The organism is Halomonas flagellata, from assembly GCF_022487945.1.
Classification (GTDB): domain Bacteria; phylum Pseudomonadota; class Gammaproteobacteria; order Pseudomonadales; family Halomonadaceae; genus Halomonas; species Halomonas flagellata.
In genome coordinates this window covers 35,810-59,638 of the sequence record NZ_JAKVPY010000013.1, presented here as the reverse complement: position 1 = coordinate 59,638, position 23,829 = coordinate 35,810, and the positions used below count along the sequence as shown (strand labels likewise).

General features: G+C 65.0%; 23 protein-coding genes and 2 pseudogenes. 13 read left to right on the top strand and 12 right to left on the bottom strand.

Annotated elements, in window-relative coordinates; genetic code table 11:
• The first annotated feature begins 13 nt into the window (after positions 1 to 13).
• The 4 genes from MKP05_RS12150 (at position 14) to leuD (ending at position 4,383) form a co-directional block, all read left to right on the top strand.
• The gene (locus tag MKP05_RS12150) at positions 14 to 592 is read left to right on the top strand and encodes a TRAP transporter small permease (RefSeq protein WP_240568510.1); all 579 of its coding nucleotides are present in this window, start codon (positions 14 to 16) and stop codon (positions 590 to 592) included.
• The gene (locus MKP05_RS12145) at positions 589 to 1,860 is read left to right on the top strand and encodes a TRAP transporter large permease (RefSeq protein ID WP_240568509.1); all 1,272 of its coding nucleotides are present in this window, start codon (positions 589 to 591) and stop codon (positions 1,858 to 1,860) included. The genes MKP05_RS12150 and MKP05_RS12145 overlap by 4 nt, the downstream gene beginning before the upstream one ends.
• Before the next feature lie 352 nt (positions 1,861 to 2,212).
• Positions 2,213 to 3,637 carry a 3-isopropylmalate dehydratase large subunit gene (gene leuC, locus MKP05_RS12140; protein WP_240568508.1) on the top strand — a complete coding sequence of 475 codons (1,425 nt, stop codon included), beginning with the start codon at positions 2,213 to 2,215 and terminating at the stop codon, positions 3,635 to 3,637.
• 95 nt (positions 3,638 to 3,732) lie between these two features.
• Positions 3,733 to 4,383: a 3-isopropylmalate dehydratase small subunit gene (gene leuD / locus MKP05_RS12135; protein WP_240568507.1), complete on the top strand. Its 651-nt coding sequence runs from the start codon at positions 3,733 to 3,735 to the stop codon at positions 4,381 to 4,383.
• 145 nt (positions 4,384 to 4,528) lie between these two features.
• Here the strand turns inward: leuD and MKP05_RS12130 are convergent, their stop codons facing one another.
• Positions 4,529 to 4,693 (bottom strand): hypothetical protein, encoded by a 165-nt coding sequence (locus tag MKP05_RS12130; protein ID WP_240568506.1) that lies wholly within the window; start codon positions 4,691 to 4,693, stop codon positions 4,529 to 4,531.
• 66 nt (positions 4,694 to 4,759) lie between these two features.
• The gene (locus tag MKP05_RS12125; RefSeq protein ID WP_240568505.1) at positions 4,760 to 5,395 is read right to left on the bottom strand and encodes a GntR family transcriptional regulator; all 636 of its coding nucleotides are present in this window, start codon (positions 5,393 to 5,395) and stop codon (positions 4,760 to 4,762) included.
• A 736-nt stretch (positions 5,396 to 6,131) separates the two neighbouring features.
• On the opposite strand from MKP05_RS12125, the pseudogene MKP05_RS22125 reads away from it, so the two are divergent.
• The 5 genes and pseudogenes from MKP05_RS22125 to MKP05_RS12105 form a co-directional block, all read left to right on the top strand.
• Positions 6,132 to 6,302: pseudogene (locus MKP05_RS22125) on the top strand (IS30 family transposase); the annotation flags it as partial.
• Positions 6,303 to 6,478: 176 nt separating this feature from the next.
• Positions 6,479 to 7,627 (top strand): annotated as a pseudogene (locus MKP05_RS12120) (MATE family efflux transporter); the annotation flags it as partial.
• 108 nt (positions 7,628 to 7,735) lie between these two features.
• Positions 7,736 to 9,046: a short-chain fatty acid transporter gene (locus MKP05_RS12115; protein ID WP_240568504.1), complete on the top strand. Its 1,311-nt coding sequence runs from the start codon at positions 7,736 to 7,738 to the stop codon at positions 9,044 to 9,046.
• Positions 9,047 to 9,141: 95 nt separating this feature from the next.
• A complete protein-coding gene (locus tag MKP05_RS12110; protein ID WP_240568503.1) occupies positions 9,142 to 9,690 on the top strand; it encodes an acyl-CoA thioesterase in 549 nt (182 codons plus the stop codon).
• Positions 9,691 to 9,755: 65 nt separating this feature from the next.
• Positions 9,756 to 10,763, top strand: coding sequence for an ion transporter (locus MKP05_RS12105; protein ID WP_240568502.1), 1,008 nt, complete (start codon positions 9,756 to 9,758; stop codon positions 10,761 to 10,763).
• A 44-nt stretch (positions 10,764 to 10,807) separates the two neighbouring features.
• Here MKP05_RS12105 and MKP05_RS12100 read toward each other — a convergent pair whose 3' ends face one another.
• The 3 genes from MKP05_RS12100 to MKP05_RS12090 form a co-directional block, all read right to left on the bottom strand.
• The gene (locus MKP05_RS12100; RefSeq protein ID WP_240568501.1) at positions 10,808 to 11,131 is read right to left on the bottom strand and encodes an I78 family peptidase inhibitor; all 324 of its coding nucleotides are present in this window, start codon (positions 11,129 to 11,131) and stop codon (positions 10,808 to 10,810) included.
• 62 nt (positions 11,132 to 11,193) lie between these two features.
• Positions 11,194 to 11,325 (bottom strand): entericidin A/B family lipoprotein, encoded by a 132-nt coding sequence (locus MKP05_RS12095; RefSeq protein ID WP_110285218.1) that lies wholly within the window; start codon positions 11,323 to 11,325, stop codon positions 11,194 to 11,196.
• Between the two features lie 89 nt (positions 11,326 to 11,414).
• Complete coding sequence (locus MKP05_RS12090; protein WP_110285217.1) at positions 11,415 to 12,161, bottom strand: sulfite exporter TauE/SafE family protein; 747 nt, start codon at positions 12,159 to 12,161, stop codon at positions 11,415 to 11,417.
• 147 nt (positions 12,162 to 12,308) lie between these two features.
• On the opposite strand from MKP05_RS12090, the gene MKP05_RS12085 reads away from it, so the two are divergent.
• Positions 12,309 to 12,731: an HIT family protein gene (locus tag MKP05_RS12085; RefSeq protein ID WP_110285216.1), complete on the top strand. Its 423-nt coding sequence runs from the start codon at positions 12,309 to 12,311 to the stop codon at positions 12,729 to 12,731.
• A gap of 3 nt (positions 12,732 to 12,734) precedes the next feature.
• Here the strand turns inward: MKP05_RS12085 and MKP05_RS12080 are convergent, their stop codons facing one another.
• Genes MKP05_RS12080 through MKP05_RS12065 form a run of 4 tightly spaced genes read right to left on the bottom strand, consistent with a single transcriptional unit; the run spans position 12,735 to position 15,377 of the window.
• The gene (locus MKP05_RS12080) at positions 12,735 to 13,760 is read right to left on the bottom strand and encodes a nickel/cobalt transporter (RefSeq protein ID WP_240568500.1); all 1,026 of its coding nucleotides are present in this window, start codon (positions 13,758 to 13,760) and stop codon (positions 12,735 to 12,737) included.
• Entirely contained in the window at positions 13,751 to 14,437 is a 687-nt protein-coding gene (locus tag MKP05_RS12075) for a DUF1007 family protein (RefSeq protein WP_373681029.1), read from the bottom strand. The genes MKP05_RS12080 and MKP05_RS12075 overlap by 10 nt, the downstream gene beginning before the upstream one ends.
• 29 nt (positions 14,438 to 14,466) lie before the next feature.
• The gene (locus tag MKP05_RS12070) at positions 14,467 to 14,826 is read right to left on the bottom strand and encodes a hypothetical protein (protein WP_240568498.1); all 360 of its coding nucleotides are present in this window, start codon (positions 14,824 to 14,826) and stop codon (positions 14,467 to 14,469) included.
• Positions 14,823 to 15,377, bottom strand: coding sequence for a hypothetical protein (locus tag MKP05_RS12065; RefSeq protein WP_240568497.1), 555 nt, complete (start codon positions 15,375 to 15,377; stop codon positions 14,823 to 14,825). The genes MKP05_RS12070 and MKP05_RS12065 overlap by 4 nt, the downstream gene beginning before the upstream one ends.
• A 128-nt stretch (positions 15,378 to 15,505) precedes the next feature.
• Here MKP05_RS12065 and MKP05_RS12060 point away from each other — a divergent pair, with 128 nt between their 5' ends.
• Positions 15,506 to 16,645, top strand: a complete 1,140-nt coding sequence (locus MKP05_RS12060; RefSeq protein WP_240568496.1) for a glycerate kinase — start codon at positions 15,506 to 15,508, stop codon at positions 16,643 to 16,645.
• Positions 16,646 to 16,689: 44 nt separating this feature from the next.
• Here MKP05_RS12060 and MKP05_RS12055 read toward each other — a convergent pair whose 3' ends face one another.
• A complete protein-coding gene (locus MKP05_RS12055; RefSeq protein ID WP_240568495.1) occupies positions 16,690 to 18,081 on the bottom strand; it encodes a DNA recombination protein RmuC in 1,392 nt (463 codons plus the stop codon).
• Positions 18,082 to 18,228: 147 nt separating this feature from the next.
• Between MKP05_RS12055 and MKP05_RS12050 the strand changes: the two genes are divergently transcribed.
• Positions 18,229 to 18,564, top strand: coding sequence for a hypothetical protein (locus MKP05_RS12050; protein WP_240568494.1), 336 nt, complete (start codon positions 18,229 to 18,231; stop codon positions 18,562 to 18,564).
• Positions 18,565 to 18,612: 48 nt separating this feature from the next.
• Here the strand turns inward: MKP05_RS12050 and MKP05_RS12045 are convergent, their stop codons facing one another.
• Both MKP05_RS12045 and MKP05_RS12040 read right to left on the bottom strand, forming a co-directional pair.
• Positions 18,613 to 20,082: an aminoacyl-histidine dipeptidase gene (locus MKP05_RS12045; protein ID WP_240568493.1), complete on the bottom strand. Its 1,470-nt coding sequence runs from the start codon at positions 20,080 to 20,082 to the stop codon at positions 18,613 to 18,615.
• 61 nt (positions 20,083 to 20,143) lie between these two features.
• Positions 20,144 to 22,300 carry a tRNA(Met) cytidine acetyltransferase TmcA gene (locus MKP05_RS12040; protein ID WP_240568492.1) on the bottom strand — a complete coding sequence of 719 codons (2,157 nt, stop codon included), beginning with the start codon at positions 22,298 to 22,300 and terminating at the stop codon, positions 20,144 to 20,146.
• Between the two features lie 355 nt (positions 22,301 to 22,655).
• Between MKP05_RS12040 and dctP the strand changes: the two genes are divergently transcribed.
• A complete protein-coding gene (dctP, locus tag MKP05_RS12035; RefSeq protein ID WP_110285206.1) occupies positions 22,656 to 23,759 on the top strand; it encodes a TRAP transporter substrate-binding protein DctP in 1,104 nt (367 codons plus the stop codon).
• Positions 23,760 to 23,829: the final 70 nt, after the last annotated feature.

Sequence of the window (23,829 nt, the reverse complement as noted above, 5' to 3'; positions counted from 1 at the left end):
GTCTTGCATCTTTATGAAACACACTAACCATACTGAAACGTCACTCAAGAGCGCCCCTGGTCGGGCGCTCCTCGCCGGTGTCGATAGTATAGCTGGAGGGGCCGCCTTCCTCGGCGATCTCTTCGTCGTCGCCATTGCCATCATGCTTTTTATGGAGGTTGTACTGCGTTATGTCTTCAACGCACCAACCGTCTGGACACAAGACGTTTCGATCACGTTCCAAGTCTGGTTCACATACCTCGGCATGGCATATGTGCTTCGACAGCGTCAGTTGATTCGCATCACGGCTATCTTGGTCTTTCTGGGGCCAAACGGTAGGCGAGTTATGGAGTTTTTTTCGCTTGTTATGATCTTGGCATTCAGCATTATGGCAGTGGTGATGGGTTGGGAAATTTTAGCCGACTCCATCCGCTTGGGACGTCGTCAGCCCTCAATGTTGGCAATGCCAAGTTGGGTCAACGAACTGCCGATGATGCTCGGCTTTGCTTTGTTGGCGGTGCAGGCGTTGGCAGAGCTGATCCGCCTGCCTTTCCAACCTGCCCCTGAGTTCTCCCCGGGCGGCGAGCATTCTGATGAGGAGGGAGTCTTATGACGCTGGTATTCGTCGTCCTGGCACTGCTGGTGCTGCTGTTCAGCGGTTTGCCGGTAGCCTTCTCACTGGCGGGACTTGGCACGTTGATGCTAATCGCCGAGGGGCTGCCGCTGGGCATGGTGGCCCAGAGCCTGAACGGAACAATAGACAATTTTATCCTGCTGTCCGTGCCCTTGTTCCTGCTAATGTCCAATATCCTCCTCAAAGGTGGAGTTGGTCGCGATCTCTTCAACGCGGTACAAAGCTGGGTCGGACACTGGCCCGGCGGCTTGGGCATTGCAGCCTTGCTGTCTTGTGGCCTGTTTTCGGCGATTTCCGGCAGCTCCGTAGCGACTGCCGCCACTGTTGGTACCGTGGCGATTCCCGAGATGACGCAGCGGGGTTACGCTAAGTCGTTCACGCTTGGTCTCCTGGCAGCAGGCGGCACGCTAGGCATTCTCATTCCGCCGTCGATTCCACTTATCGTCTACGGGGTCATAACTGAGGAGAGCATCGGCAAGCTATTCTTGGCAGGCATCGGTCCCGGCATTTTGCTCATCGTTCTGTTCAGTGTCTTTACCATCCTGTACGCAACCTTCACGAAGGCGCATCAACCGAGCCCGAAGGCATCTTGGCAAGACCGGCGTCAGTCTACGCTCCGAGCGATACCATCCGCAGGATTGGCAGTGATCATGCTTGGGGGAATTTACAGTGGCATCTTCACGCCGACGGAAGCGGCTGCGGTGGGCGCTGTAGTGGCGTTCCTGATAACGGCGTTCCTGTTGCGTACCTTGACGCGCAAGTCGCTGTTTGAGGCCATTCGCCAAACGGTGTCGACGACTATCGTTCTCTTCCTCGTCGTCATTGGCGCGAAGATTTTCGGCAAGGCCGTAACCCTCTATCAGGTACCGTTGCAGATCTCGCAACTAGTCGATACGCACGTGGCCTCGGTCGATATGTTCCTTCTGCTCGTAGCAGGGATTCTGCTGTTCATCGGTCTGTTCCTGGAAAGCTTGTCGATGCTATTGATCATGGTCCCGGTGTTGTTGCCGACGGTCCTAGGTTTCGATGTCGACCCGATCTGGTTCGGCATTTTCTTCGTGGTATTGATTGAGATCGCGCTCATCACACCACCTGTTGGGCTCAATCTTTTCGTGCTTCAGGCCGTCGCACAGTCTCCTTTGGGAACGGTGGTCAAGGGTGTCATTCCCTTTATCATTATCATGCTTCTGTCAGTCGTTATCATCTGGGCGGTACCGCAGGTAGTGTTGCTCATTCCCTTCCTCTGAGTTCCTGCACGCCTGAGGCAACTTCGCCTTAGGGGTGCAGTATCTTTTCGGTGAGCCTTTTCTGTTTCTCGCAAGAAGGTGATGGAGTTGGATTTGCAGCTTGGAGACTTTCACGAGGTGACATAAGAGTACTTATGCTTGCTAAAATAACACTTTGTCGTTCTCCATCCCACAGCTGGGCTAGTGCGAAGGGGGTAGAAACACAAATGAAGGATGATGCATGGCGTTGTTGGTCGACATGACAAGGCCTGGAACTGTCTTCCCTTCAATGGATACACACGGCTCCTAAAAGCCCGGCGAAGAGCACCCTGAGATTGATCTTCCATTTCCACAGATTAGAGGTCATTACCCAATGAGTTCATTGACTTTGTACGACAAGCTCTGGAACCAACATGTCGTCCACACGGAGGAGGACGGCACGGCTGTCATCTACATTGACCGACACCTGCTGCACGAGGTCACCAGCGCGCAAGCGTTCGAGGGGTTGCGGCTGGCGAGCCGAAAGGTCTGGCGCGCTAGTAGCATTGTGGCGACTGCTGACCACAGCACGCCAACTAGTGGATGGGAGCAGGGTTACGAGGCCATCAAGGACCCTCTTACCAAGCAGCAGATTGTTACGCTGGACGACAACATAAGTGCCTCCGGCGCCGCTGCCTATTTTCCGTTCCTTCACGAACGACAAGGCATCGTACATATCATAGGGCCCGAGAACGGCGCGACACTGCCAGGCATGACCGTGGTGTGTGGTGATTCGCACACCTCCACGCATGGCGCCTTCGGAGCACTTGCCCACGGTATCGGCACGAGTGAGGTCGAGCATGTCTTGGCAACACAAACGCTGCTCGCCAAGAAGGCAAAGAACATGCTCGTGAAGGTCGAAGGACTACTGCACCCTCACGTTACCGCAAAGGATCTCGTCTTAGCCATCATCGGCAAGATCGGCACCGCTGGCGGGACCGGGTACACGATCGAATTCGCCGGTAGCGCAATTCGCTCGCTGAGCATGGAAGGTCGTATGACCGTCTGCAACATGGCAATCGAGGCGGGTGCCCGCGCGGGACTCGTGGCAGTGGATGAGAAGACGCTCGAGTATTTGAAGGGCAGACCTTTTGCACCGACTGGCGCTATGTGGGACGAGGCTGTGGAGCACTGGCGTCAGCTGAAGAGTGACGTCGACGCGCATTTCGATGCGGTCGTCGAACTCGATGCGACACATATCAAGCCCCAGGTCAGCTGGGGTACAAGCCCGGAGATGGTAGTAGCCGTTGACAGCCACGTGCCGGACCCCGACCGGGAAACCGACCCGGTTAAGCGCAGTGCCATGGAGCGCGCCCTTGCCTACATGGGTCTCGAGCCCAATCAGGCCATCACGGACATCGCAATCGACAAGGTGTTCATCGGTTCATGCACAAACAGTCGCATCGAAGACCTGCGTGCAGCTGCAGCGGTGATCAAGCGATTGGGACGGCGCGTCGCGCCCAACGTAGTGCAGGCTATGGTGGTTCCAGGCTCTGGCCTCGTGAGGGCTCAGGCCGAGCGCGAAGGCCTGCATGAGGTGTTCGAGGCGGCCGGCTTCGAGTGGCGCCAGCCGGGCTGCAGTATGTGCATCGGGATGAATGCTGACCGGCTGGAAAAGGGCGAGCGTTGCGCCAGCACTAGCAACCGCAACTTCGAAGGTCGCCAAGGAGCAGGTGGCCGCACCCACCTGGTGAGTCCAGCAATGGCTGCCGCCGCCGCCGTGCATGGTCACTTTGTCGACGTGGCACGAATCACGTGACACGCCGGGCCAACGAAAGAACCAGGCATTCGCTCGAGAGGCCGGAATTTGGACGCTCGATTGAAGTCGCAACCATATCTAGACAGAGATAAAACATGCAATCACTTAACGTCTTCCGGGGCCTTGTCGCACCGCTCGATCGATCCAACGTCGATACCGATGCCATCATCCCCAAGCAGTTCCTGAAGTCGACCAAGCGCACTGGGTTTGGCCCCTACCTGTTCGATGATTGGCGCTATCTCGACAAGGGCGAGCTGGGACAGGATCCAAGCACGCGCCAGCCCAATCCGGACTTCGTGCTCAATCAGCCCCGATATGCCGGCGCCACCGTCTTATTGACACGGCAGAACTTTGGCTGCGGCTCGAGCCGTGAACATGCGCCGTGGGCGCTTGAGCAATATGGCTTCCGGGTGTTGATCTCACCAAGCTTCGCCGACATCTTCTTTAATAACTCCTTCAAAAATGGCTTGCTGCCGATTGTGCTGACCGAAGCTCAGATAAGCCAGCTATTCGATGAAGTGGAAGCAACCCCCGGATACCAGCTCACCATCGACCTGCCGCGTCAGGCAATCGTCAAGCCAGATGGAACGGAACTACCTTTCGAGGTGCAACCATTCCGCAAGCATTGCTTGCTCAACGGCTTAGACGATATCGGACTGACGCTGCAACACGAGGAAAAAATTCGTGCTTTCGAGAACGATCGGCTCGCAGCGATGCCGTGGCTAGCCCCGACGCAACCTAAGTAATGGTACGATGTCAGCCTCCGAACCGGTTGACTCGCATGAAGTTGCTTATTCAATGAAACGCAGCGGCGCCACGGATGGCGGCCGGGCAACTTAGAGTTACAGAAGGATGCATGCAACCCAGGCACCGGTGCGGTGGCGGCAGCTGTCATTTACAAAAGACGGATACTGTCGCCCCGCTTTCACCGTGATCGAGATTATCAAGGCTATCACCTTGGTGTTCTTCTTCCTTGGCATGTTTTTCGATTGGACCAACATCATCTTCTAGGCCATGTTGGCTATTTACGCTTTGTATAGCTTTGCGTGATTCCATATTTCTCTCGCAGGGCGCCGCAAAAACTGGGCACAGAGCTATCAAACATGTCTTAAAGGCCAATCTCTATAAGTCTTCCAGATATTCAAAAGAGGATAGCAAGTGGGACCTCATTATGCTCTGCGCCCAAAGCGGATCGCACCTCTTAAAGGCAGCAATTAGCTCTCTATGATCAGCGCTGCTCTTTAAAAATCGATGTTCTGGAAACTTGTTGTAAATCTTCGTAAGCAAAGCGATATCCATCAGATTTTCACAGAGCTCTTTTAATTTTTCGTTCTCTGATATTTCAAAAATTTTAATATGGAACTGCTTATTCGCTAAAGAAAACTCTGTTACATACCCTTCCTTTTTGTTAGCAATAAGCTCTTCCATGAAATCACAAAGATTTTCTAATGCCTGTATATCCTTTGTTGTTACTTTCAAGGTGGCCAGATAAGCAGCATGACTTTCAAGCACGGAGCGCACATCAAAGTGATCTTTTATTTTTTTCTCACCCCATGACGTTACTACTGCGCCAACCTTATTTTCAATGCTAAGTAGACCATCAGAGACAAGCTTACGGATCGCTGCTCGTACAGGCGTTCTGCTTACACCCAGCCGCTTGGCTAACTCTTCCTCTCTCAGCCGCATCCCTCCTGGGTAGGTCCCAGATATGACTGCGTCTCTGATCAGTTCATAAGCACGGTCAGTGGCACTTGACACGTCTCTCTCCTCCGGTTAGCTTTGTGTACACAAATTAACAAAAAGCATATCATAACCCACTGATTTTTTCTACAAATGTATGCAGGAATAAAAGTAAGGACAGGAGAACGTTTATCCTATATCAAGTAGCCCTTATTAGTTAGAAACTTTCACAATACATTCTCATAATGAAGATCAAGCAAACGTTTCGCGTCATCAAGAGCCTTTTCGGCTTCTGGAAGGTGAGATAAGGGTCTGGCCGATCTAGTGCGACACGATGCAAGGCCAAGTTGAAGGTGCCAGTGCGCCTTGACTTTAGGCGTTTGGGCGTCACCCTTAGCAAGTGATCAGCTGCCTGGCTGCCAGTGCTGCGGTAGGAGTTCGTGGATCTGACTGACTTTCTGCGCCGGCAGGCGAGCCGTGTGCATCCGGTGAACATACCTACCGCTGATCCTCGACTTCGATGACGGTAGGTGCCCACCAATTTCTTAGTGGACACCTATTATGAGTGAGTTGAACGTATTGGAGGTGCCGTGAAAGCGGCGCCGCTTTGCGGCCGAGTTCAGGCCCAGGATCATCGAGGCGTGCCAACAGCCCGGCGCCTCAGTGGTCGGCATCGCGAAAGGAAGATGGACGACCGTCTGCCCACGAACTGTCCTTCATCTCGGCAAGCTTACTTGAGCTGGGCAATCTTGGCGGTCCCAAGCTCCAAGTGCAACGTTATTGAAGGGTGTTCGGGCCGGCGACCCGATTTCTTGAGTACTTCGGCGTAGACTTCCAACAGATCATGGATGCCGAGGTGCGACGAGTGGCCAATAAGTTAAATGGCCTGCCTAGAAAGCGCCTCGGCTATCGAACACGAGCACAGGTGTTCCTGGGTGAATACTCAGGAGCCCTGGATACCGCAGGTGCTGCACTTATTGCTTGAACTCAGGAGCGGCAGAAGACCTAAAAACTTTGACAAATAACCCACCCAAAGCAGTCAAATTTGTCAAACTTACGCGAAGCTCTCGATGTCAAAAATGAATCATGGGTAAATTCACGGAAATCCTGTATTTATCGTACCTATAGCTAATTTGTCATTAAATCCAATCTCAGTGTGCTCGTATGGGTACCACCGGCCTCACCTCCCAGGCGGTGGGGCGCGAGAACGACAGCGAGGTACGCAACCTGCTGGGTCAGTCGCTGCTGCTGGCAGCCGGCATCGGTGCGCTGCTGATCCTCTGCTCGCGACCGCTGATCACCCTCGGCCTGTGGCTGCTCGACGGCAGCGAGATCGCCACCGACCTGGCCACCGAGTACGCCCGGGTCCGCATCCTCTCGGCCCCGGCGGTGCTCGCCAACTACGCCATCCTCGGCTGGTTCCTGGGCCAGCAGAACTCCCGGGTGACGCTGGCCATCCTGGTGCTCACCAATGGCGTCAACATCGCGCTGGACCTGCTGTTCGTGGTCGGCCTCGGCATGACCAGCGACGGGGTGGCCTGGGCCACGGTGATCGCCGACTACACGGCGCTGGCCTTCGGCGGCTGGCTGGTCTCGCGCCAGCTCGGCCTGCTGGAGGGGCGCTTCCTCCGCGAGCGCCTGGGACGGATCACGGCCTACGCCGAGCTGTTCCGGGTCAATGCCAACCTCTTCGTGCGCACCCTGGGGCTGCTGTTCGCCATGGCCTTCTTCACGTCCCGGGGCGCCGTGCAGGGCGATACCGTCCTGGCCGCCAACGCCGTGCTGCTGCAGTTCATCATGCTGACCAGCTATGCCCTGGACGGCTTCGCCCATGCCGCCGAGGCGATCACCGGGCGCGCCGTGGGACGCCGGCGCTGGGACGAGTTCGGCCGGGCCGTGAAGAGTGCGGCGCTCTTCTCGCTGGCCGCCGCCGCCGCCGCCTCGCTGGCCTTCGCCCTGGGGGGCCACCTGTTGATCGCCCTGCTCACCGGCCTCCCGGAAGTCCGGGACACCGCCGGCACCTACCTGCCCTGGATGGTGGCAATGCCGCTGATCACCGTGTGGAGCTACCTGTTCGATGGCGTCTTCATCGGCGCCACGGCGATCCGCGAGATGCGCAACAGCATCTTCGCCGGCCTCACCGTCTATCTGCCGACCTGGTGGCTGACCCAGGGGTTGGGCAACCACGGGCTCTGGCTGGCCTTCCTCGGTTTCGCCCTGGTGCGCTCGGCGGTGCTGACGGCCTACTATCGGCACCACCGGCGCACCCGCTGGCACGACTCGGCCCGACCAGCATGCACCCTGCTTTGACACGCCGTTGCCTTGCCGGCATCGTTGACCCACCGGATGGCGCAACTTCCTGAGATTGCGCTACTTTTCCTGTGACGCCCACCACACCAAAGAAGAAGCGACATCGCCATGCTCAAGTTCCTGTCGAGGCCGGCCGTCAAGTTGGTAGACCGCTACCTTCCGGATCCCTACATCTTCGTGCTGCTGCTGACCCTCATCGCCGCCGCCGCCGCCATCGCCGTGGAGCGCGAGACCCCGCTGGCGGTGATGCGCATGTGGGGCGACGGCTTCTGGAACCTGCTGACCTTCTCCATGCAGATGCTGCTGGTGCTGGTGACCGGCTTCATGCTGGCCAGTTCGCCGCCGGTCAAGCGGCGGCTGCAGAAGCTCGCCTGCCTGGCCAAGAACGCCGGCGGCGCCGTCATTCTCGTGACCCTGGTCTCGCTGGCCGCCAGCTGGATCAACTGGGGCTTCGGCCTGGTGGTGGGTGCGCTGTTTGCCAAGGAGCTGGCGCGGCTGGTCAGGGTCGATTACCGCCTGCTGGTGGCCAGCGCCTACTCCGGCTTCATGGTCTGGCACGGCGGGCTCGCCGGCTCGATCCCGCTGACCATCGCCACCGAGGACCACTTCACCGCCGACCAGATCGGCGTGATCGGTACCGGCTCGACCATCTTCGCCTTCTTCAACCTGGCCCTGGTGGCCTGCCTGGCCATCTCCATTCCACTGGTCAACCGCCTGATGCTCCCCGACGACAAGGAGAGCGTCTACATCGACCCGAAGCTACTCGGCGACGACACGCCGCCCCGGGTACGCATCACCCGCCCCGCCGAACACCTGGAGAACAGCTCGACCCTGGCCTGGCTGGTGGGCATCCCCGGGGTGATCTTCCTGCTCGACTACGTCATCCTGCGCGGCGGCGGCCTGAACCTGAACATCGTCAACTTCATGTTTCTGTCCCTGGCCATCGTGCTGCACCGCACGCCACGCAGCCTGCTGACGAGCCTGAACGAGGCGATCAAGGGTGGCGCCGGCATCGTCGTCCAGTTTCCCTTCTATGCCGGGATCATGGCCATCATGACCCAGTCGGGCCTGGCCGTGACCCTGTCCGAGTCGTTGATCTCGTTTGCTACCGAGACTTCACTGCCGTTCTGGTCATTCATCAGCGCCGGCATCGTCAACCTCTTCGTGCCTTCCGGTGGCGGCCAGTGGGCGGTGCAGGCCCCGGTGATGCTGCCCGCCGCCGAGGCACTGGGCGTGGACATCCCCCGGGTCGCCATGGCCGTGGCCTGGGGCGACGCCTGGACCAACCTGCTGCAGCCCTTCTGGGCCCTGCCACTGCTTGGCATCGCCGGGCTGAAGGCCAAGGACATCATGGGCTTCTGCCTGGTCCAGCTGCTCATCACCGGCGTCATCCTCTCCGTGGGCCTGACCTGGTTCTGACCCGTTGCCCACGCCCGTGCGATTCCTATCGTCATGCCCCCCTCTCGCGGGCAAGGCGTTATGCTGTGGTAAACCCAACAAAGGAAAGTGCCCCGATGGACGAACATGCCCTGCCCGGCCAGCACGAGCTGACCATGACCGTGCTGATGACCCCCGACATGGCCAACTTCAGTGGCAAGGTGCACGGCGGCGCCATCCTCAAGAAGCTCGATGAGGTGGCCTATGCCTGCGCCAGCCGCTACTCCGGCCACTATGTGGTGACCCTCTCGGTGGACCAGGTCCTGTTCAAGCAACCGATCCACGTCGGCGAGCTGGTCACCTTCCTGGCCAGCGTCAACCATGTGGGCCGCTCCTCCATGGAGATCGGCATCAAGGTGGTCGCCGAGGACATCCAGCAGAAGATGATCCGCCACACCAACAGCTGCTACCTGACCATGGTGGCGGTGGACGGCGACGGCAAGCCGGCCCGGGTGCCGCCGCTGACGCTCGAGACGCCGCAGCAGAAGCTGCGCTTCGAGAAGGCCGCCCTGCGCAAGAAGCTGCGCAAGCAGGCCGAGGAGGAGGAGCGCCGCACCCAGCAGGACCACGATGCCGGCCAGGCCCGGGTCGCCGGCCCTCATGAGGGTGAGGCGGTGCCACGCTGAGCCACGCATCGGCGGCGACTCCCTTTTTGCAGGGCACTCACTTCAACGAGGCACAAGGAGGCGCCATGTCCCGCCCTCTACCGGACCGAGCTCCACCGCCTGCCTTGCTGGAGCGCACCCACCTGGCCTGGGACCTGCTCATCATCGTGCTGGTCATCGCCAACCTGGCGCTGCTGCTGTTCGACGGCCTGTTCCTGCTGTCGCCGCTGAATGCCGCCTTCGAGGCCGTGGCGCCGGAGCTGCATGGCGCCTACGATCGCCATGTCCATGCCAACTTCGTCGCCATCGACCTGGCCTTCGTGGCGGTCTTCGTGATCGACGTCCTGCTGGGCTGGGCCGCGGCCATCCTCGAGCGCCGTTACCATCGCTGGTTCTTCTATCCCTTCGTGCACTGGTACGACGTGCTGGGCTGCATTCCGGTGGGGGGGTTCCGGCTGTTGCGGGTGCTGCGCGTCGTCTCGCTGCTGCACCGACTGCAGCGGCTGGGGCTGATCGATATCCGCCGGTGGCGACTGTATGGCATCTACGCCAAGTACTACGACATCCTGATGGAGGAGCTCTCGGACCGTATCGCCGTGCGCCTGCTGGACAACATCCAGGACCAGGTCCGCGGTAGCGATTCCCTGTCGACGCGCCTCGCCGAGGACGTGGTGATGCCGCGCAAGCAGCAGTTGATCCGCGAGATCAGCCGGCGCCTGGAGGAGATGGTCGACAGCGCTTACCGGACCAACCGCAGCGAGTTGATGCGATACATCAGCGCCCTGGTCGGGCGAACCCTGGCGGAGAACCCCGAGATCAAGCGCCTCAGGCGCCTGCCGCTGGGCGGCCAGGTCGCCAGGGCCCTGGACGACTCACTGAGCGATATCGCCTGCCGCCTGGTGCACGAAGCCATCGTGGGCCTGCGCTCGCCGGAGTTCAACCTGCTGGTGGAGCACCTCGCCGACAGCGGCTTCGAAGTGTGGCTACGGGTCGACGACCATACCGACCGGGTCACCGAGCAGGTGCTCGTCGACATGCTGGAGGTAGTCAAGGGGCAGGTGGCCCGACAGCGCTGGAAGCAGCGTTACGAGTGAGACGGTCGGGTCAGTACAGCGGCTGAGGCTGGCCGGAGTCGGCGTCACCCGCAGCCGATATCGGTGATCACGCCGTCCTCGTCCAGGCGGACATTGAGCCGGTCGCCACGGTACTCGAGGGTATGGGCCTCGCCGGGACGCATCACACGAAAGGCTCCGGCTCCGCTTTCACGACGGATCGATTCGCCCAGTGACTCGCCGTAGTGGCGGCCCACGCGGTCCTGGACAGGACCGGCACCGCAGCCGTCGCCGCCTTCGCTCACGGTGGGAGGCCGCGGCGCGGGATCACGGGGCGGGGGCGACGACATGGAGGCGCAGCCGGCCACCACCAGGCCGATGACCAAGGGGCCGGCGATCTTCAAGCGCATGGCATTCTCCTCTTCCCTGACGAGAAGGCCGGCACGGGTGTCCCGTTCCGGTCCGCAAAACCTCAATAAGTGGAGCGCTGAATCGCCTCGCCACCCTCTTCGATGTCCTCACCCGCCCCGCGCATGGTGTTGCAGCCGGAAAGCAGCGACAGCGTGAACAGTGACAGCATCACAACCGCCAGAATGCGTTTCATCTCGAACTCCTTTCCCATGACCGGGCCCGACATCGCTGCCCGTACGCTTTCACTCTAGCACCGTCCGGCGGGAAGAACAGGGCGCCTTCTCAACCCAGCAGCAGCCGCAGGATGATGGCGGCGATCACGGCGATAGTCAGCCACTTGACCCACAGGGCGCCGCGCGGGCTGACATTCACCATCACGCCCAGCCAGGCGCCACCCATGCTGCCGGCGGCCAGCACCAGGCCATAGCCCCAGCGCACCTGGTCGTGATAGAGGAACACCGCCAGCGCCGGCAGGGTATAGACCAGGATGATCAGCACCTTGAAGGCGTTCACCTGGCCCAGGTCGATCCTGAGCATGCGATAGAGCACCACGATGAACAGGACGCCCACGCCCACCTGGATGAAGCCACCGTAGAGCCCGATGGCGAACATCGCCAGGTAGACCACCGGGGTGAGGCGATCGGCGGTCAGCGGTCGAGTGTCCAGGCGTGGCTGGGGCAGCAGCATCAGCACCGCCGAGCCGGCCATCACGACGATCAGCAGGGTCTCGAAGAGGGCATCGCTGACCCTGAGCGCCAGCCAGGCGCCGAGCAACGAGCCGGCCACCGCCGGCACCGAGAGCCGCAGGCTCAATTCGACGTGACGGGCACCGGCGCGCAGGAAGCTGACCACCGCCGAGACACTCTGCAGCACGATGGAGACCCGGTTGGTGCCGTTGGCGACCTGGGGCGAGAGACCGAGAAACATCAGCAACGGCAGGGTCAGCATCGAGCCACCCGCCGAGAGCACGTTGATGAAGCCGGCCACCACGCCGATCACCAGCAGGGCCAGCACCTCGAGAAGCGTCATGCAGGATTCCTTTCCGCGTCGATTCGAAAGCGCCGCCCAGCATAGCCGGCGCAGGCGCCCGGGGGAAATCGAGGCGTCGAGCGCCACGGCCTGTGTCATGATGCCCACAGGCAAGGAGAGACACCCGACAATTCAAGGAGGCCAGCGATGTCCGATTTCGAACCGGATGCCCGTCTGGTGGAGGACAGCTACCCGGTGACGGAGCTGCCGCTATGCCAGCTGCGGCTGATGAACGACGCCCGCTATCCCTGGCTGGTGCTGGTGCCGCGTCGCCCAGGCGTCAGCGAGGTGTACCAGCTCGACGACGCCGAGCAACAGCAACTCTGGCGCGAGGCCACCGCGGTGGGTCGCGCTCTCAAGGAAAGCCTCCGGGGCGACAAGCTCAACATCGCCAGCCTCGGCAACGTGGTCGCCCAGCTGCATGTCCATGTCATCGTCCGACGCCATGGCGATGCGGCCTGGCCGGCACCGGTATGGGGTCGGGGCGAGCCCGAACCCTACAACCTGGAGGCCCTGGCCGCCATGCGCGGTCAGCTACTCGCCCAGATCGAGGGGCTGGCGCTCGAGTGATGCTCAACCGCCGAAGGGGGGGCGGGATGCCCCTTCGCCGGCGCCACGGCTGGGCGGTTCGCCCAGTAGCGGTGCGGTCGTCGGCTGGCTGACGCCGGTCATCGACAGCGATACCCCCAGCACCACGATGGCCAGCCCGCCGCCCAGCGCCGCCCAGCTCAGCAGCCGACCGACACGGTGAGCACTGCCCTGGCGGGCCAGGCGGCGCTCGGCCCAACCCCGTGCCATCACGCTGGCCAGCGCCAGCCCCGAGACCGTCAGGGCGGTGCCCAGCGACATCACCAGCACCGCCGCCACCCCGACCGGGAACTGCCCCAGCAGGGTCGCGGCCCCCAACAGCAGCACGCCACCGCTACAGGGACGGATGCCGATGGCCACCACCGTGGCCAGGGCGGTACGCCAGTCGCTCGCCTGCCGGGGGGCGACATGGTGCACGCCGCCACAGCAGTGAGGAGAGTGATCATGGTGGTGATGGTCGTGCCCATGCCCATCTGCCTGGCGCTCTCCCGCCACCGCCGGTAGCGGGCGACGCAACTGGCGGATGGCGCGCAGGCAGAGCCAGGCCCCCAGCAGCGCCACCATCAGGAAGCTCGCCTGCTCCACCCAGGCCACGCTGCCCATGGCCTGCCGGGTCAGCCAGCCCAGGCCATGGACCAGCACCACGACCAGGGTGATGGCTACCAGCCCCTGCAGCAGGGAAGCGGCGCAGGAGAGCGCCAGGGCACGACGCTTGGCGCCACCCTGGGAGAGCAGATAGGTGGTCAGCACCGCCTTGCCGTGGCCCGGCCCGGCGGCATGGAAGACCCCGTAGCCGAAGCTGATCCCGAGCAGGGTCACCCAGGTGGCCGGCGAAGGGGTACCGGAAAGCTCGGTGATGGCCAGGGTCAGGGCACGGTGGAAGTCGCGCTGCCAGGCCACCAGTTGCAGGGTCAGCGACGGGAAGCCGCCCTGAAGGAACAATTGGTACAATCCGGCCACCAGCAGCAGGATGCCGAGCCCCGTCAGCAGCCGCCTGGTGTTCAGCCGCATGTCACCTCCCCGGTCTCGGCGAAGTAGCGGCCGAGCCCCGGCTCGGCCTCATCGGTGACATCCAGCATCGAGGCCTCCATCACCCGCTCCGGGTCCGGGTCGGCAGGAAGGATACCCGTGGTGCACTCCCGTCCGCTCACCACCAGGGCATCGTCGCGCGGCGTGCCGTCATCATCCTCGTGCACCACCTCGATGTAGTAGCTCGGATCGAACACCTGGTAGCGCAGCGTCTCCCCGCCCAGCACCAGCGGCTCGGCCAGGGGCAGCAGGAAGACGAACTCGACCCGCCCGCCTCGCTCCATCACGGTGTACTCGTTGACCTCGCCGAGGGCCACCACCTCGCCGTCCAGGCGCAGTTCGGTGAAATACCCCTGGGGCGCCAGGTTGTCGCGAATCTCCACCCCCAACCGGTCGAGGCCTGCCTCGAGGCCACCCTCGCCCTCCGCCTGGCCGAGCTCCTCGAGCACCACCAGGCTGTAGAAGGGATCCATGCGCCAGGATTGATAGAGCGCCTCGAGTCGCCCTTCGTCGTCGAACATGAGCCGCATGCGCAGATCGATCCAGCCATGGGGGTGGGCCTGTGCCAGGCCCGGCAGCGACAATCCGAGAGTCAAGAGGGCCACACCTACGAGGCGATGCCGGAGAGAAACAGAGGTCATGGACGAGCTTGCCTTCATGGTGACGAACGTTGGAGGTGAGTGAGACGTCAAGGTAAGAGCCCCAGCCGATCCTGGAGTTCCACCAGCAGGGGGTCGAGGGTGTGAGGCGCCATGGGTCGACCGCCCCGGGTGGCCGTGACGCTGACTCGACTGTCATCGCCCTGCGCGCCGACCTGCAGCTGGACCCGATAGCCGGGCCAGCGGGCCAGTGCCGCCTCCACACGGGCCAGATCGCCGTCGGCATGGCGAATCACATAGCCGCGATCCATCAGCACCGCCATGGCCGCCGCCAGGGTGGCGTCCGGCGAGGCGGCAACGTTCAGCTCCCGCGGCTCGGGAGCCGGCGCCGGCGTGGCACAGCCCGCCAGCCAGAGCATGAGCAGCACAGCGGGCAGTCGGAACCTCATGGCGCCTCCTCGGCCGGCATGGCCTCGATGGCGCTGCGCAGGTGGCCGCAGAAGTCACTGTTGCTGGCGCTGCGCGACTGTCGTAGCCCCCCCCGCCAGTCGAACACCTGGATGTCCCGGGACACGCGAACCTCCTCGGCCCCTGCCACCAGCGAGACCCGCTCCAACTCGGTGGCATCACGGTTAATGCTGCTGAAACCACCAAAGCCCACTATCACCCCCACACCGCTGGATAAGCCACCGCGGCGGCCCAGCCCATGGTGACCGAAGAAGCCGCTACGCCCCCAGGGGTCATGGAAATCGCCATAGCCGGGCAGTATCCGGGTGCGTTCGGCACCGACCAGCCCCAGTGACAGGTCGGTATGACTGATCAGGAAGCCATCGGCCTCCAGCGCCGACACGGCCCGGCGCAGCAGGGAGTCGGGCGAGTCACCGGCTACCGGCCAGCGGCACTCGGCGGCCGGCCGAGGGTCGGCCATCGGCAAGACGGAGGGACTGGTCTGGCAGCCTGCCAGCACCGACAGCAGCAGGAGCAACAACCAGAGGCGCATGGACAGTCTCCCGATCATGGATGCGGGCAGTGTACGCGCGGCGCCAGCGGAGTGAAAACGTTCCGGAGCTTCAGCACAACGCCGACGCCCGCTAAGCTGGGTCGAGATTCCGTGACGCGAGTACCCCCATGAAGATTCTCATCTGCCCGGATAGTTTCAAGGATGCCCTGCCGGCCGCCGAGGCCGCTCGAGCCATCGCCTCCGGCATCGTCCGTGCCGGGAACGATATCGTACCCCTCGAATGCCCGCTTGCCGACGGCGGCGAAGGCAGCCTGGACGCCCTGATCGCCGCCACCGGCGCCGAGCGGCACACGGCCGAGGTCCACGACGCCCTGGGCCGCCCGAGCCGGGCGGACTGGGGCTGGCACCCGGCCAGTCGCACCGCCTACGTGGAGCTGGCCGAGGCCAGCGGCCTTCAGCAGTTGACCCCGAGCGAACGCACCGCGCTGCACAGCACCACGCGCGGCGTCGGCGAACTGATCCGTGCCGCGCTCGATGCCGGTGCCGAGCACCTGCTGCTGACCCTGGGTGGCAGCGCCACCAACGATGGCGGTGCCGGAATGCTCGTCGCCCTGGGGGCCCGGCTGCTGGACGCCCAGGGCCACGAGCTCGCCCCCGGCGGCGCGGCGCTCGAGCGACTCGCCGAGCTCGACCTGTCGGGGCTCGACCCACGCCTGAGCGGAGTGGCCGTGGAAGCCGCGGTGGATGTGGACAACCCGCTGCTCGGCAGCCACGGCGCCAGTGCGGTGTTCGGCCCCCAGAAGGGCGCCACGGCGGCCGACATCGAGCGCCTGGATGCGGCGCTGGGGCGCTTCGCCGACCTCGCCGCCAAGGCGCTGGGCGAGGATCACCGTGACCTGGCCGGTGCCGGCGCCGCCGGCGGCATGGGCTTCGCCGCCCGGGCCTTCCTCGGGGCCGAGCTGCGCCCGGGCATCGAACTGGTGATGGCCCAGGCCGGCTTCGCTGCCCTGCTCGACGACGCCGACCTGGTGATCACCGGCGAAGGCCAGCTCGACGGCCAGAGCCTGGCCGGCAAGACCCCGGTCGGGGTATCGCGGGCGGCCCGGCGTCAGGGGGTCCCGGTGGTGGTACTGGCCGGGCGCCTGGCACCGGGCTGGCAGGCGGCCTTCGACGAGGGGGTCACCGCCGCCTTCGCCCTGGCCGATGGCCCCATGGCACTCGACGAGGCCCTCGAGCGCTGCGCCGAGTTGCTGGCCGACCGCGCCGAGAGCCTGGTGCGGCTGCTGAGGGCGATGCCCGGGGCGTGACAGGGCTATCGCAGATGGCGGTAACGCTCGGGGCTGGTCCGGCGTCATGTCTCGTCGTCGGCGCCATCCGCCATCGCTTCGGCGGCGGCGCGGCGCAGGTGGGCCGGCAGCGGCTTTTTCATGCGCACCCCCAGCCGCTGCAGCTCTCCGGCCTGGGCCACCAGGCTGCCCTGGCCGGTGGAAAGCCGTCCCATCGCCTGGCGATGGCTCTCCCGGGCCCGCTCCAGATGGCGGCCCATGTCCTCCAGGCTCTCGACGAAGCCGCTGAACTTGGTCAACAATCGCTCGGCTCGCGCGCCGATCAGCCGCGCGTTGTCGTTCTGGCGCTCCAGGCTCCACAGCCCGGCCACGGTGCGCAGGCTGGCCAGCAGGGTCGTGGGAGTGACCAGCACCACCTGGCGGGCGAAGGCATCCTGGAAGAGCTCGGGGTCGCGCTCGAAGGCGGCGGCGAAGGCCGGCTCCACCGGTATGAAGAGGAACACGAAATCCGGTGAATTGAGCCCCGGCAGATCGGGGTAGGCCTTGGCCGACAGGCCGCCGACATGGTCGCGCAGCGACTGCAGGTGAGCCTTCAGCGCCGTCTCGCGCTCGGCGTCGTCGTCGGCATTGACCACCCGCGTCCAGGCGGTCAGCGAGACCTTGGCGTCGATGATCAGGTGGCGCTCCTCGGGCAGGTAGATCACCGCATCGGGCCGCTGGCGGCCCTGCTCGCCGTGCAGCGAGACCTCGCGGCGATACTCGATGTCGCGACGCAGGCCGCTGCGCTCGAGCACCGTCTCGAGCATCAGTTCGCCCCAGTTGCCCTGCATCTTGCGATCGCCCTTGAGGGCCCGCGCCAGTTCACCGGCCTCGTCGCCCAGACGGGCGTTGAGCCCGGCCAGCTGCTCGAGCTGGGCCTTGAGCGAGCCGCGCTCACGCTGCTCCTGGCCGTGCAGCTCCTCGACCCGGCGACGAAACTGGTCGACCTGTTCGCGGAAGGGCCGCAACAGCGCCTCCAGGCTGTCACGGCTCTGCACGCTGAAGGCGCGCTGGCGATCCTCGAAGATGCGCCCGGCGAGCTGGTGGAACTCCTCCTTGAGCCCGGCCCTCGCCTCCTCCAGCAGGGCCAGTTGCTCGCGGTGGCGACTGGCCAGCTGTTCCCGTTCGGCCTCGAGCCAGGCACAGCGTTCACGCCGCTCGGCCAGCTGCTCTCGGGCCGCGGCCAGCGCCGTCTCGGTGGCCGCGAGCCGTTCACGGCTGGCGTCGAGCTGGGCATCGCTGTGGACCAGCTCCTGCTCGAGGCGCCGGGCGGCGACCTCGCCTTCGGCCCGGGCCGCCTCAAGCGCCGCCAGTCGCCGCCGCCAGGCCAGCGCCAGCCCGGTCAGCGTCACCAGCAGCGCCCCCAGTACCGCCGCCACCAGCCAGCCCAGGCCGGCCTCTTGCAGCTGCTCGATCATCGCATCCTCGAATGTGGAGAGAATCGGGAAAAGCCTGCCATATCAGTGAACACCGTGCGATAGCTGGCCCGCCGGCGGCTATAATCCGGACAGGGAACGCAGGGGTGAATCACCAACGCCACCGGCACATCCTCGGAGGACACCCCCATGAAACGACTCTTGATGGCCGCCGCGATCGCGGCCCTGACCCTGGCCATGGGCCTGCCGGCGATGGCCGACCGGCCACACCACGGCGGCTACTACGGGCCACAGGTGCACCACCACTACCACCGGCACGACTATCGTGCCGATCGCGGCAGGCACCATCACAAGCACAGAGCGTACCGCAAGCACCGCTACCACCGCGCGGGGCCGCCACGCCACGTGGTCGAGCACCACTACTACTCGGAGCGGCCGCGCCGACACTACTACCGTGGCCATACCGATATCCCGCTGGTGACGGTGGATGGCTATCCGCTGCTGCGTATCCAGGTCAACCACTGACCCTTCCGCGACGGTGGCGCCGGGCCCCTTCGGCCCCGACGCCTTCCGTCAGGCCGAGTCTCGCAGGGCAAGGTCCTCCACCAGCGCCCTGAGCAGCCCCCAGAACTCCTCCACCGAGGCCAGCTCCACCCGCTCGTCGGGGGAGTGGGCGCCGCGGATCAGCGGGCCGAAGGAGATCATCTCCAGGTGCGGGTACTTGCCACCCAGGATGCCGCACTCGAGTCCGGCATGGATCACCAGCACCTCGGGGTCGCTTCCCAGGCGCGCCTGGTGCAGGCGGCGGAAACGCGCCAGCAGCGCGCTCTCGGGGGCCGGGGTCCAGCCCGGATAGGCGTTCTCGACCCGGGTGCGGGCACCGATCAGGTCGAACAGGGCACGGAAGCGGTCGGACAGGTCCGCAGTGGCGCTGTCGCGCAGCGAGCGCACCAGGGCACAGAGCTGAAAGCGCCCGTTCGCCAGGCTGACCACGCCCAGGTTGTTGGACGTCTCCACCACGCCGGGCATCTCGCAGCTCATGCGCTCGACGCCACAAGGCGCCACGTGCAGCGCCCCGATCAGCATGCGGCTGGCATGGCCGGTGAGGGCCTCGGCGGGCCGCTCGTCCAGCGGCTCGAGCGCCAGCGACAGCCCCTCGTCCACCCCGGCCAGCTCGTCGCGCAGCTCGGTCTCGAGCGCCGCCACGCGCTCGCGGGCGTCATCGAGCTCAGCGGCCGGCAGCGCCAGGCTGGCGAAGGCCTCCCGCGGTAAGGCATTGCGCAGGGTGCCACCGTGGTAGTCGATCAGGCGCGCATCGAAGGCCTCGAGCGAACGCAGCACCCGCACCAGCAGGCGATTGGCATTGCCGCGCCCCTTGTGGATGTCGATCCCCGAGTGTCCGCCGACCAGGCCGGTCAGCGACAGGCGCACGGCGACCTCGTCCCCGCCCAGGGCAGCGGTGGGCAACTGGGCCTCGACGACCACATCGGCGCCGCCGGCGCAACCGATGAACACCTGGCCACGGTCCTCGGAGTCCAGGTTCAGCAGCACCCGCCCTTCCAGCCAGCCCTCGGCCAGGTTCAGGGCGCCCCCCATGCCGGACTCCTCCTCCAGGGTGAACAGCGCCTCGAGCGGGCCGTGCACCAGGGTCTCGTCCTCGAGGATCGCCAGCGCCGCCGCCACGCCCAGGCCGTTGTCGGCCCCCAGGGTGGTATCGCGGGCGTGCAGCCAGCCGTCCGCCACATAGGTGTCGATGGGGGCGCGGGTGAAGTCATGGGGATGGTCGGCGTTGGCCTGGGCCACCATGTCCAGGTGGCCCTGCAGGATCACGCCGGGTGAGCGCTCATGGCCGGGGGTGGCGGCCTTGCGGAGGCGCAGGTTGCCGAAGGCGTCGCGGTCATGGGCGAGGCCCCGCGCCTCGGCCCACTCCTCGAGGCGGGCCACCAGGGCCGCCTCCTGACCGGAGGGCCGCGGCGTGTTGCACAGGGTACAGAAGTGGCGCCATAGCGGCTGCGGCGAGAGTTGCTCGAGATGTGCGTTCATGCGAATTCTTCTTCGGCGTCTACCTGGCTACCTTACCCACCGCCCCGAGGCATGGAAAGCCTCAGGCGATCCGCTCGCGCAGGGCCGCCACCGCCAGGCGCAACCGAGTGGTGACCGCCCGCTGCCCCGACACCCCCAGCCGGGCCGCCAGCCGCTCCGTGCCGTGCCCCTGGAAGGCCCAGGCCACCAGCAGGCAGAGGTCCGGGGCATCACGGGACAGGCCGGTGGCCAGGGCCCGGCGCGCCAGGGCCTGCAGCGCCGGTCGGGCCAGGGCCGGCTCGCGATGGCCGAAGGCCACGTCATCGATGTCACGCAGGTCGCCGGGGGCCGGCATCGGGCCGTCCCCCTCGGCGAGCAGGGCCGCGGCCACCTCGGGCTCCAGCCCAGCGAGCTCGAAGGCCAGCAGCCCCGGCAGCTGGCGGTGAAAGCGGGTCTCGAGCTCGACGGCCAGTCCCTCGCCCCGGGCGCTGACCGGCGCCACCACCATCAGGGCGTGTTCGCCGGTGGCCGTCTCACGGGTCAGCCCGAGTCGCACGGCACGAAAGCCAAGCGCCTGCCAGAAGGCGATCAGCCCCGGCTCGGCACCGAAGCTCGCCCCCAGCAGGTCGATCGAGCCGCGGCGGGCCCGCTGCCGTTCGGCCTCGAGCAGGCGTCGACCGAGCCCACGGCGCCGCTGGCCGGGGTGCACGGCGATCCGCAGCACCCGGCGCAGGCGTCCCGACAGGGCGTCGCGGCAACCGGCGTGGGCGGCCAGCGACTGGGCCATCAGATGGCCTCGCGGCCGCCGCTCCCCACGGGCGACCCGCTCGGCCAGCTCGACATCGAAGCCGCCCTCGTCGGTGGTGACCAGCACCGCCTGGGGGCTAGCCCCCGCCTCGAGGGTGGTGATGGCCACGCCCGGCCCGTCCAGCAGGCGGCGCAGGTCGCTCGGGGTGGTGCGGTAATGGGCCTGGACCAGCAGCCCGAACAGCTCACCCAGACGCCGCTCGTCGTCGGCCAGCTCGGCCCGCCGAACGCGCCGCATCGTCACCGGGGCCTCCCTGGTGTCGCCGGGCTCGGCATCGAGCAGCAACAGGCGAGTGACCAGGGCCTCCAGGGGGTCCCCGGCGGCCCAGCGGATGGGCGCGTTCAGGTGATAGTCGTGCCACTCGGGGGTGCGACGCTCGAGGCGCTGGCGAAAGCGCAGGGCGAAGCCGCGCCCCGAGCCCTCGTAGCCGTGCACGGTGGTGGCGAAGGCAATGCGCGGGAAGGCCTCGAGCCACTCGCCGAGCAGGGTGGCCGGAATCGCCGCCGCCTCGTCCACCAGCAACCATTGGCCGGGGCCGCCCGCCTCGCCCCGCCGGGTCAGTGCCGAGAGTTCGTCGGGAGGGAGGAAGGCGACCCGACCCGAGCCGAGCACGAAGGCATGGCCCTGTCGGCTACCCCCGGGGCAGAGCGCCTCGAGGCGCTCGAACAACGCCGCCACGGCCGATGGACGCGGCGCCGTCACCAGGATCCGGGGCTCACCGGCGACGAGGAGCCGGGCACAGGCGATGCCCAGCGCGGCACTCTTGCCGCGGCCGCGATCGGCGGTGAGCACCAGCGGGCGACGGCGACGCAGCCGGATGAGCCGCGCCACCGCCTCGGCCTGGTCGCGGGTCAGGCAGTCGGGATCTTCGGGAGGCAGGGAGGCCGCCATGGAGGCAGGCAGTGGTGGCAGCTGCGGCTCACCAGCGGCCGGCCAGTGCACGACGCCGGGAGCCAGGCAGAGCTGCCGCGCCAGGCGTTGCAGGTAATGTGCTGTCAGCTCCTCGGCCCGGTGGGGGTGTTCCGCCAGTCGCGCGTAGTCGGCATCGGGACGCGCGCCCCAATCGGGAGGGGTCATCAGCACCAGCAGGCTCCCCGCCCGCAGGGTGCCGGAAAGCGCCCCGAAGGCCTCGGGGTCGAAGCCGGCATCATCGGACACCGTATCGATCACCAGCAGTCCCAGCTCGCCTCCCAGCCGGGTGCGAGCCTTCGCGGGAGCCAGCCAGTGCCGGGCCTCGACTCCGCCGGGTGGCCGCGGCACCACCCAGAGCGGCGAGCCCCAGTCACCGGCCCGCCATAGCGCCAGGGCTCGCGAGCGACACTCCTCGGGCTCGCCGGTCAGCCAGACCAGGCCACGCCAGTGCCGCCCGGCCAGGGTGCGGGCATGGCCGATCAGCACCTCGATGGCCGCCGTCTGGCACTCGTCATGCATGGAAAGGCGCCTCCCTTCGGCTGAACTTTAGTCTTGTCTTTGCACGGTATTCAACGCAGCGGGTGACATCCACTATGCTAATTGAGGTTACGCCGAACCATTCAATTCCTTGATTGAAAAACTCTTTCAACTGAGCGTCCGGGCCTTCCGCGCCCTCTCACGGCCATGCGGTCGCCCTCGGCGCGCCCTATCGATTGTGACAGTCGCCCCATGCTAGCTTGTCTTGCATGCCGACCTGCCCACCCGGTCAAGCCGCGGGCAGGCGGTGCCGCAACCGGTCAGGGACTACAACGGATGCGGCCTCGGCGTTTCTGCTTCTTCTCGACAACAGAAAAACCCATCAGGGAGCGCATCAATGAAGAAGATGACCCAGTTTGCCCTCACCGGCCTTGCCGCCGGCGTTGCCCTCGCGGCCCTCTCCTCCACCGCCCAGGCCCAGGAACAGTGGACCATGACCACCACCTGGCCGGACAACCTTGACCTGATCCAGATCGACCAGCACTGGGCCGAACTGGTCAACAAGCTGGCCGGCGACGAGCTGCAGATCGAATTCCGCGCCGGCGGCACCCTGATGCCCGGCACCGAGGTCTTCGATGCCACCCAGACCGGCAGCATCGAGGCCGCCGGCGACTGGCCCGGCTACTGGGCCGGCTACAGCCCGGCCTTCTCGCCGCTGGCCACCACCACCAGCCTGTTCAACGGCGTGGACTACCTGAACTGGATCATGCAGTGGGGGGGCTGGGATCTCTACCAGGAGGTCTACGGCCAGTACAACATGGTCTACCTGCCCTACGGTATCACCAACAACGAGTCAGGTTTCCGTGGTGGCACGCCCATCGAGAGCCTGGCCGACCTGGAGGGCAAGCGCGTACGCCTGTCGGGCCGTGACCAGGGGCGCGTGCTCGAGCAGCTCGGCGGCTCCCAGGTCACCCTGGCCGGCGGCGAGATCTACCAGGCGATCGAGCGCGGCGTGGTCGATGGTGCCGAATTCTCCACACCGGGGGTCGACTACAACGCCGGCTTCTCCGAGGTGGCCGACTACTGGTCCGTTCCGGGCTGGCACCAGTCCGCCAGCGTATTCGGCGTGATGATCAACAAGGACGCCTGGGACGCCCTCTCCGAGGAGACCCAGGAGAAACTGAAGATCGCCGCCGAGGCCACCATGGCCTGGTCACTCGCCTGGTCCGAGCGCGAGTCCACCGATGGCACGGTCAAGTTCCTCGAAGACGGCACCGAGATCAACCAGCTCGCCGAAGAGGACCTCGCGCGCATCCAGGAGATCACCAACGAGGTGATCCTCCAGGGGGCCTGCGAGGATCCGATGCACGCCAAGGTCTACCACTCCATGATCAGCTACCTTGAGCACTATGCCAACTGGCGCGACATTTCGGTGCCTTACAACATGAGCCGGGTCACCGACAACCTGCCGTCGCTGGAGGAACTCGAGGCCTGCCTGTAAAGGTGCCCCTTGCCCACCCGCAACGCCGGGTGGGCCCGACTGGAGCGCCGCCGCTGGTTCGCCATCGGCG

Coding starts and splice junctions, on each gene's coding strand:
- leuC (WP_240568508.1), top strand. CDS start 2,213: ATGAGTTCATTGACTTTGTACGACAAGCTCTGGAACCAACATGTCGTC.
- MKP05_RS12085 (WP_110285216.1), top strand. CDS start 12,309: ATGTCCGATTTCGAACCGGATGCCCGTCTGGTGGAGGACAGCTACCCG.
- MKP05_RS12080 (WP_240568500.1), bottom strand. CDS start 13,760: ATGCGGCTGAACACCAGGCGGCTGCTGACGGGGCTCGGCATCCTGCTG.
- dctP (WP_110285206.1), top strand. CDS start 22,656: ATGAAGAAGATGACCCAGTTTGCCCTCACCGGCCTTGCCGCCGGCGTT.
- MKP05_RS12100 (WP_240568501.1), bottom strand. CDS start 11,131: ATGCGCTTGAAGATCGCCGGCCCCTTGGTCATCGGCCTGGTGGTGGCC.
- MKP05_RS12115 (WP_240568504.1), top strand. CDS start 7,736: ATGCTCAAGTTCCTGTCGAGGCCGGCCGTCAAGTTGGTAGACCGCTAC.
- MKP05_RS12130 (WP_240568506.1), bottom strand. CDS start 4,693: ATGGAATCACGCAAAGCTATACAAAGCGTAAATAGCCAACATGGCCTA.
- MKP05_RS12150 (WP_240568510.1), top strand. CDS start 14: ATGAAACACACTAACCATACTGAAACGTCACTCAAGAGCGCCCCTGGT.
- MKP05_RS12045 (WP_240568493.1), bottom strand. CDS start 20,082: ATGAACGCACATCTCGAGCAACTCTCGCCGCAGCCGCTATGGCGCCAC.
- MKP05_RS12075 (WP_373681029.1), bottom strand. CDS start 14,437: ATGAAGGCAAGCTCGTCCATGACCTCTGTTTCTCTCCGGCATCGCCTC.
- MKP05_RS12095 (WP_110285218.1), bottom strand. CDS start 11,325: ATGAAACGCATTCTGGCGGTTGTGATGCTGTCACTGTTCACGCTGTCG.
- leuD (WP_240568507.1), top strand. CDS start 3,733: ATGCAATCACTTAACGTCTTCCGGGGCCTTGTCGCACCGCTCGATCGA.
- MKP05_RS12055 (WP_240568495.1), bottom strand. CDS start 18,081: ATGATCGAGCAGCTGCAAGAGGCCGGCCTGGGCTGGCTGGTGGCGGCG.
- MKP05_RS12090 (WP_110285217.1), bottom strand. CDS start 12,161: ATGACGCTTCTCGAGGTGCTGGCCCTGCTGGTGATCGGCGTGGTGGCC.
- MKP05_RS12070 (WP_240568498.1), bottom strand. CDS start 14,826: ATGAGGTTCCGACTGCCCGCTGTGCTGCTCATGCTCTGGCTGGCGGGC.
- MKP05_RS12050 (WP_240568494.1), top strand. CDS start 18,229: ATGAAACGACTCTTGATGGCCGCCGCGATCGCGGCCCTGACCCTGGCC.
- MKP05_RS12065 (WP_240568497.1), bottom strand. CDS start 15,377: ATGCGCCTCTGGTTGTTGCTCCTGCTGCTGTCGGTGCTGGCAGGCTGC.
- MKP05_RS12110 (WP_240568503.1), top strand. CDS start 9,142: ATGGACGAACATGCCCTGCCCGGCCAGCACGAGCTGACCATGACCGTG.
- MKP05_RS12105 (WP_240568502.1), top strand. CDS start 9,756: ATGTCCCGCCCTCTACCGGACCGAGCTCCACCGCCTGCCTTGCTGGAG.
- MKP05_RS12040 (WP_240568492.1), bottom strand. CDS start 22,300: ATGCATGACGAGTGCCAGACGGCGGCCATCGAGGTGCTGATCGGCCAT.
- MKP05_RS12060 (WP_240568496.1), top strand. CDS start 15,506: ATGAAGATTCTCATCTGCCCGGATAGTTTCAAGGATGCCCTGCCGGCC.
- MKP05_RS12145 (WP_240568509.1), top strand. CDS start 589: ATGACGCTGGTATTCGTCGTCCTGGCACTGCTGGTGCTGCTGTTCAGC.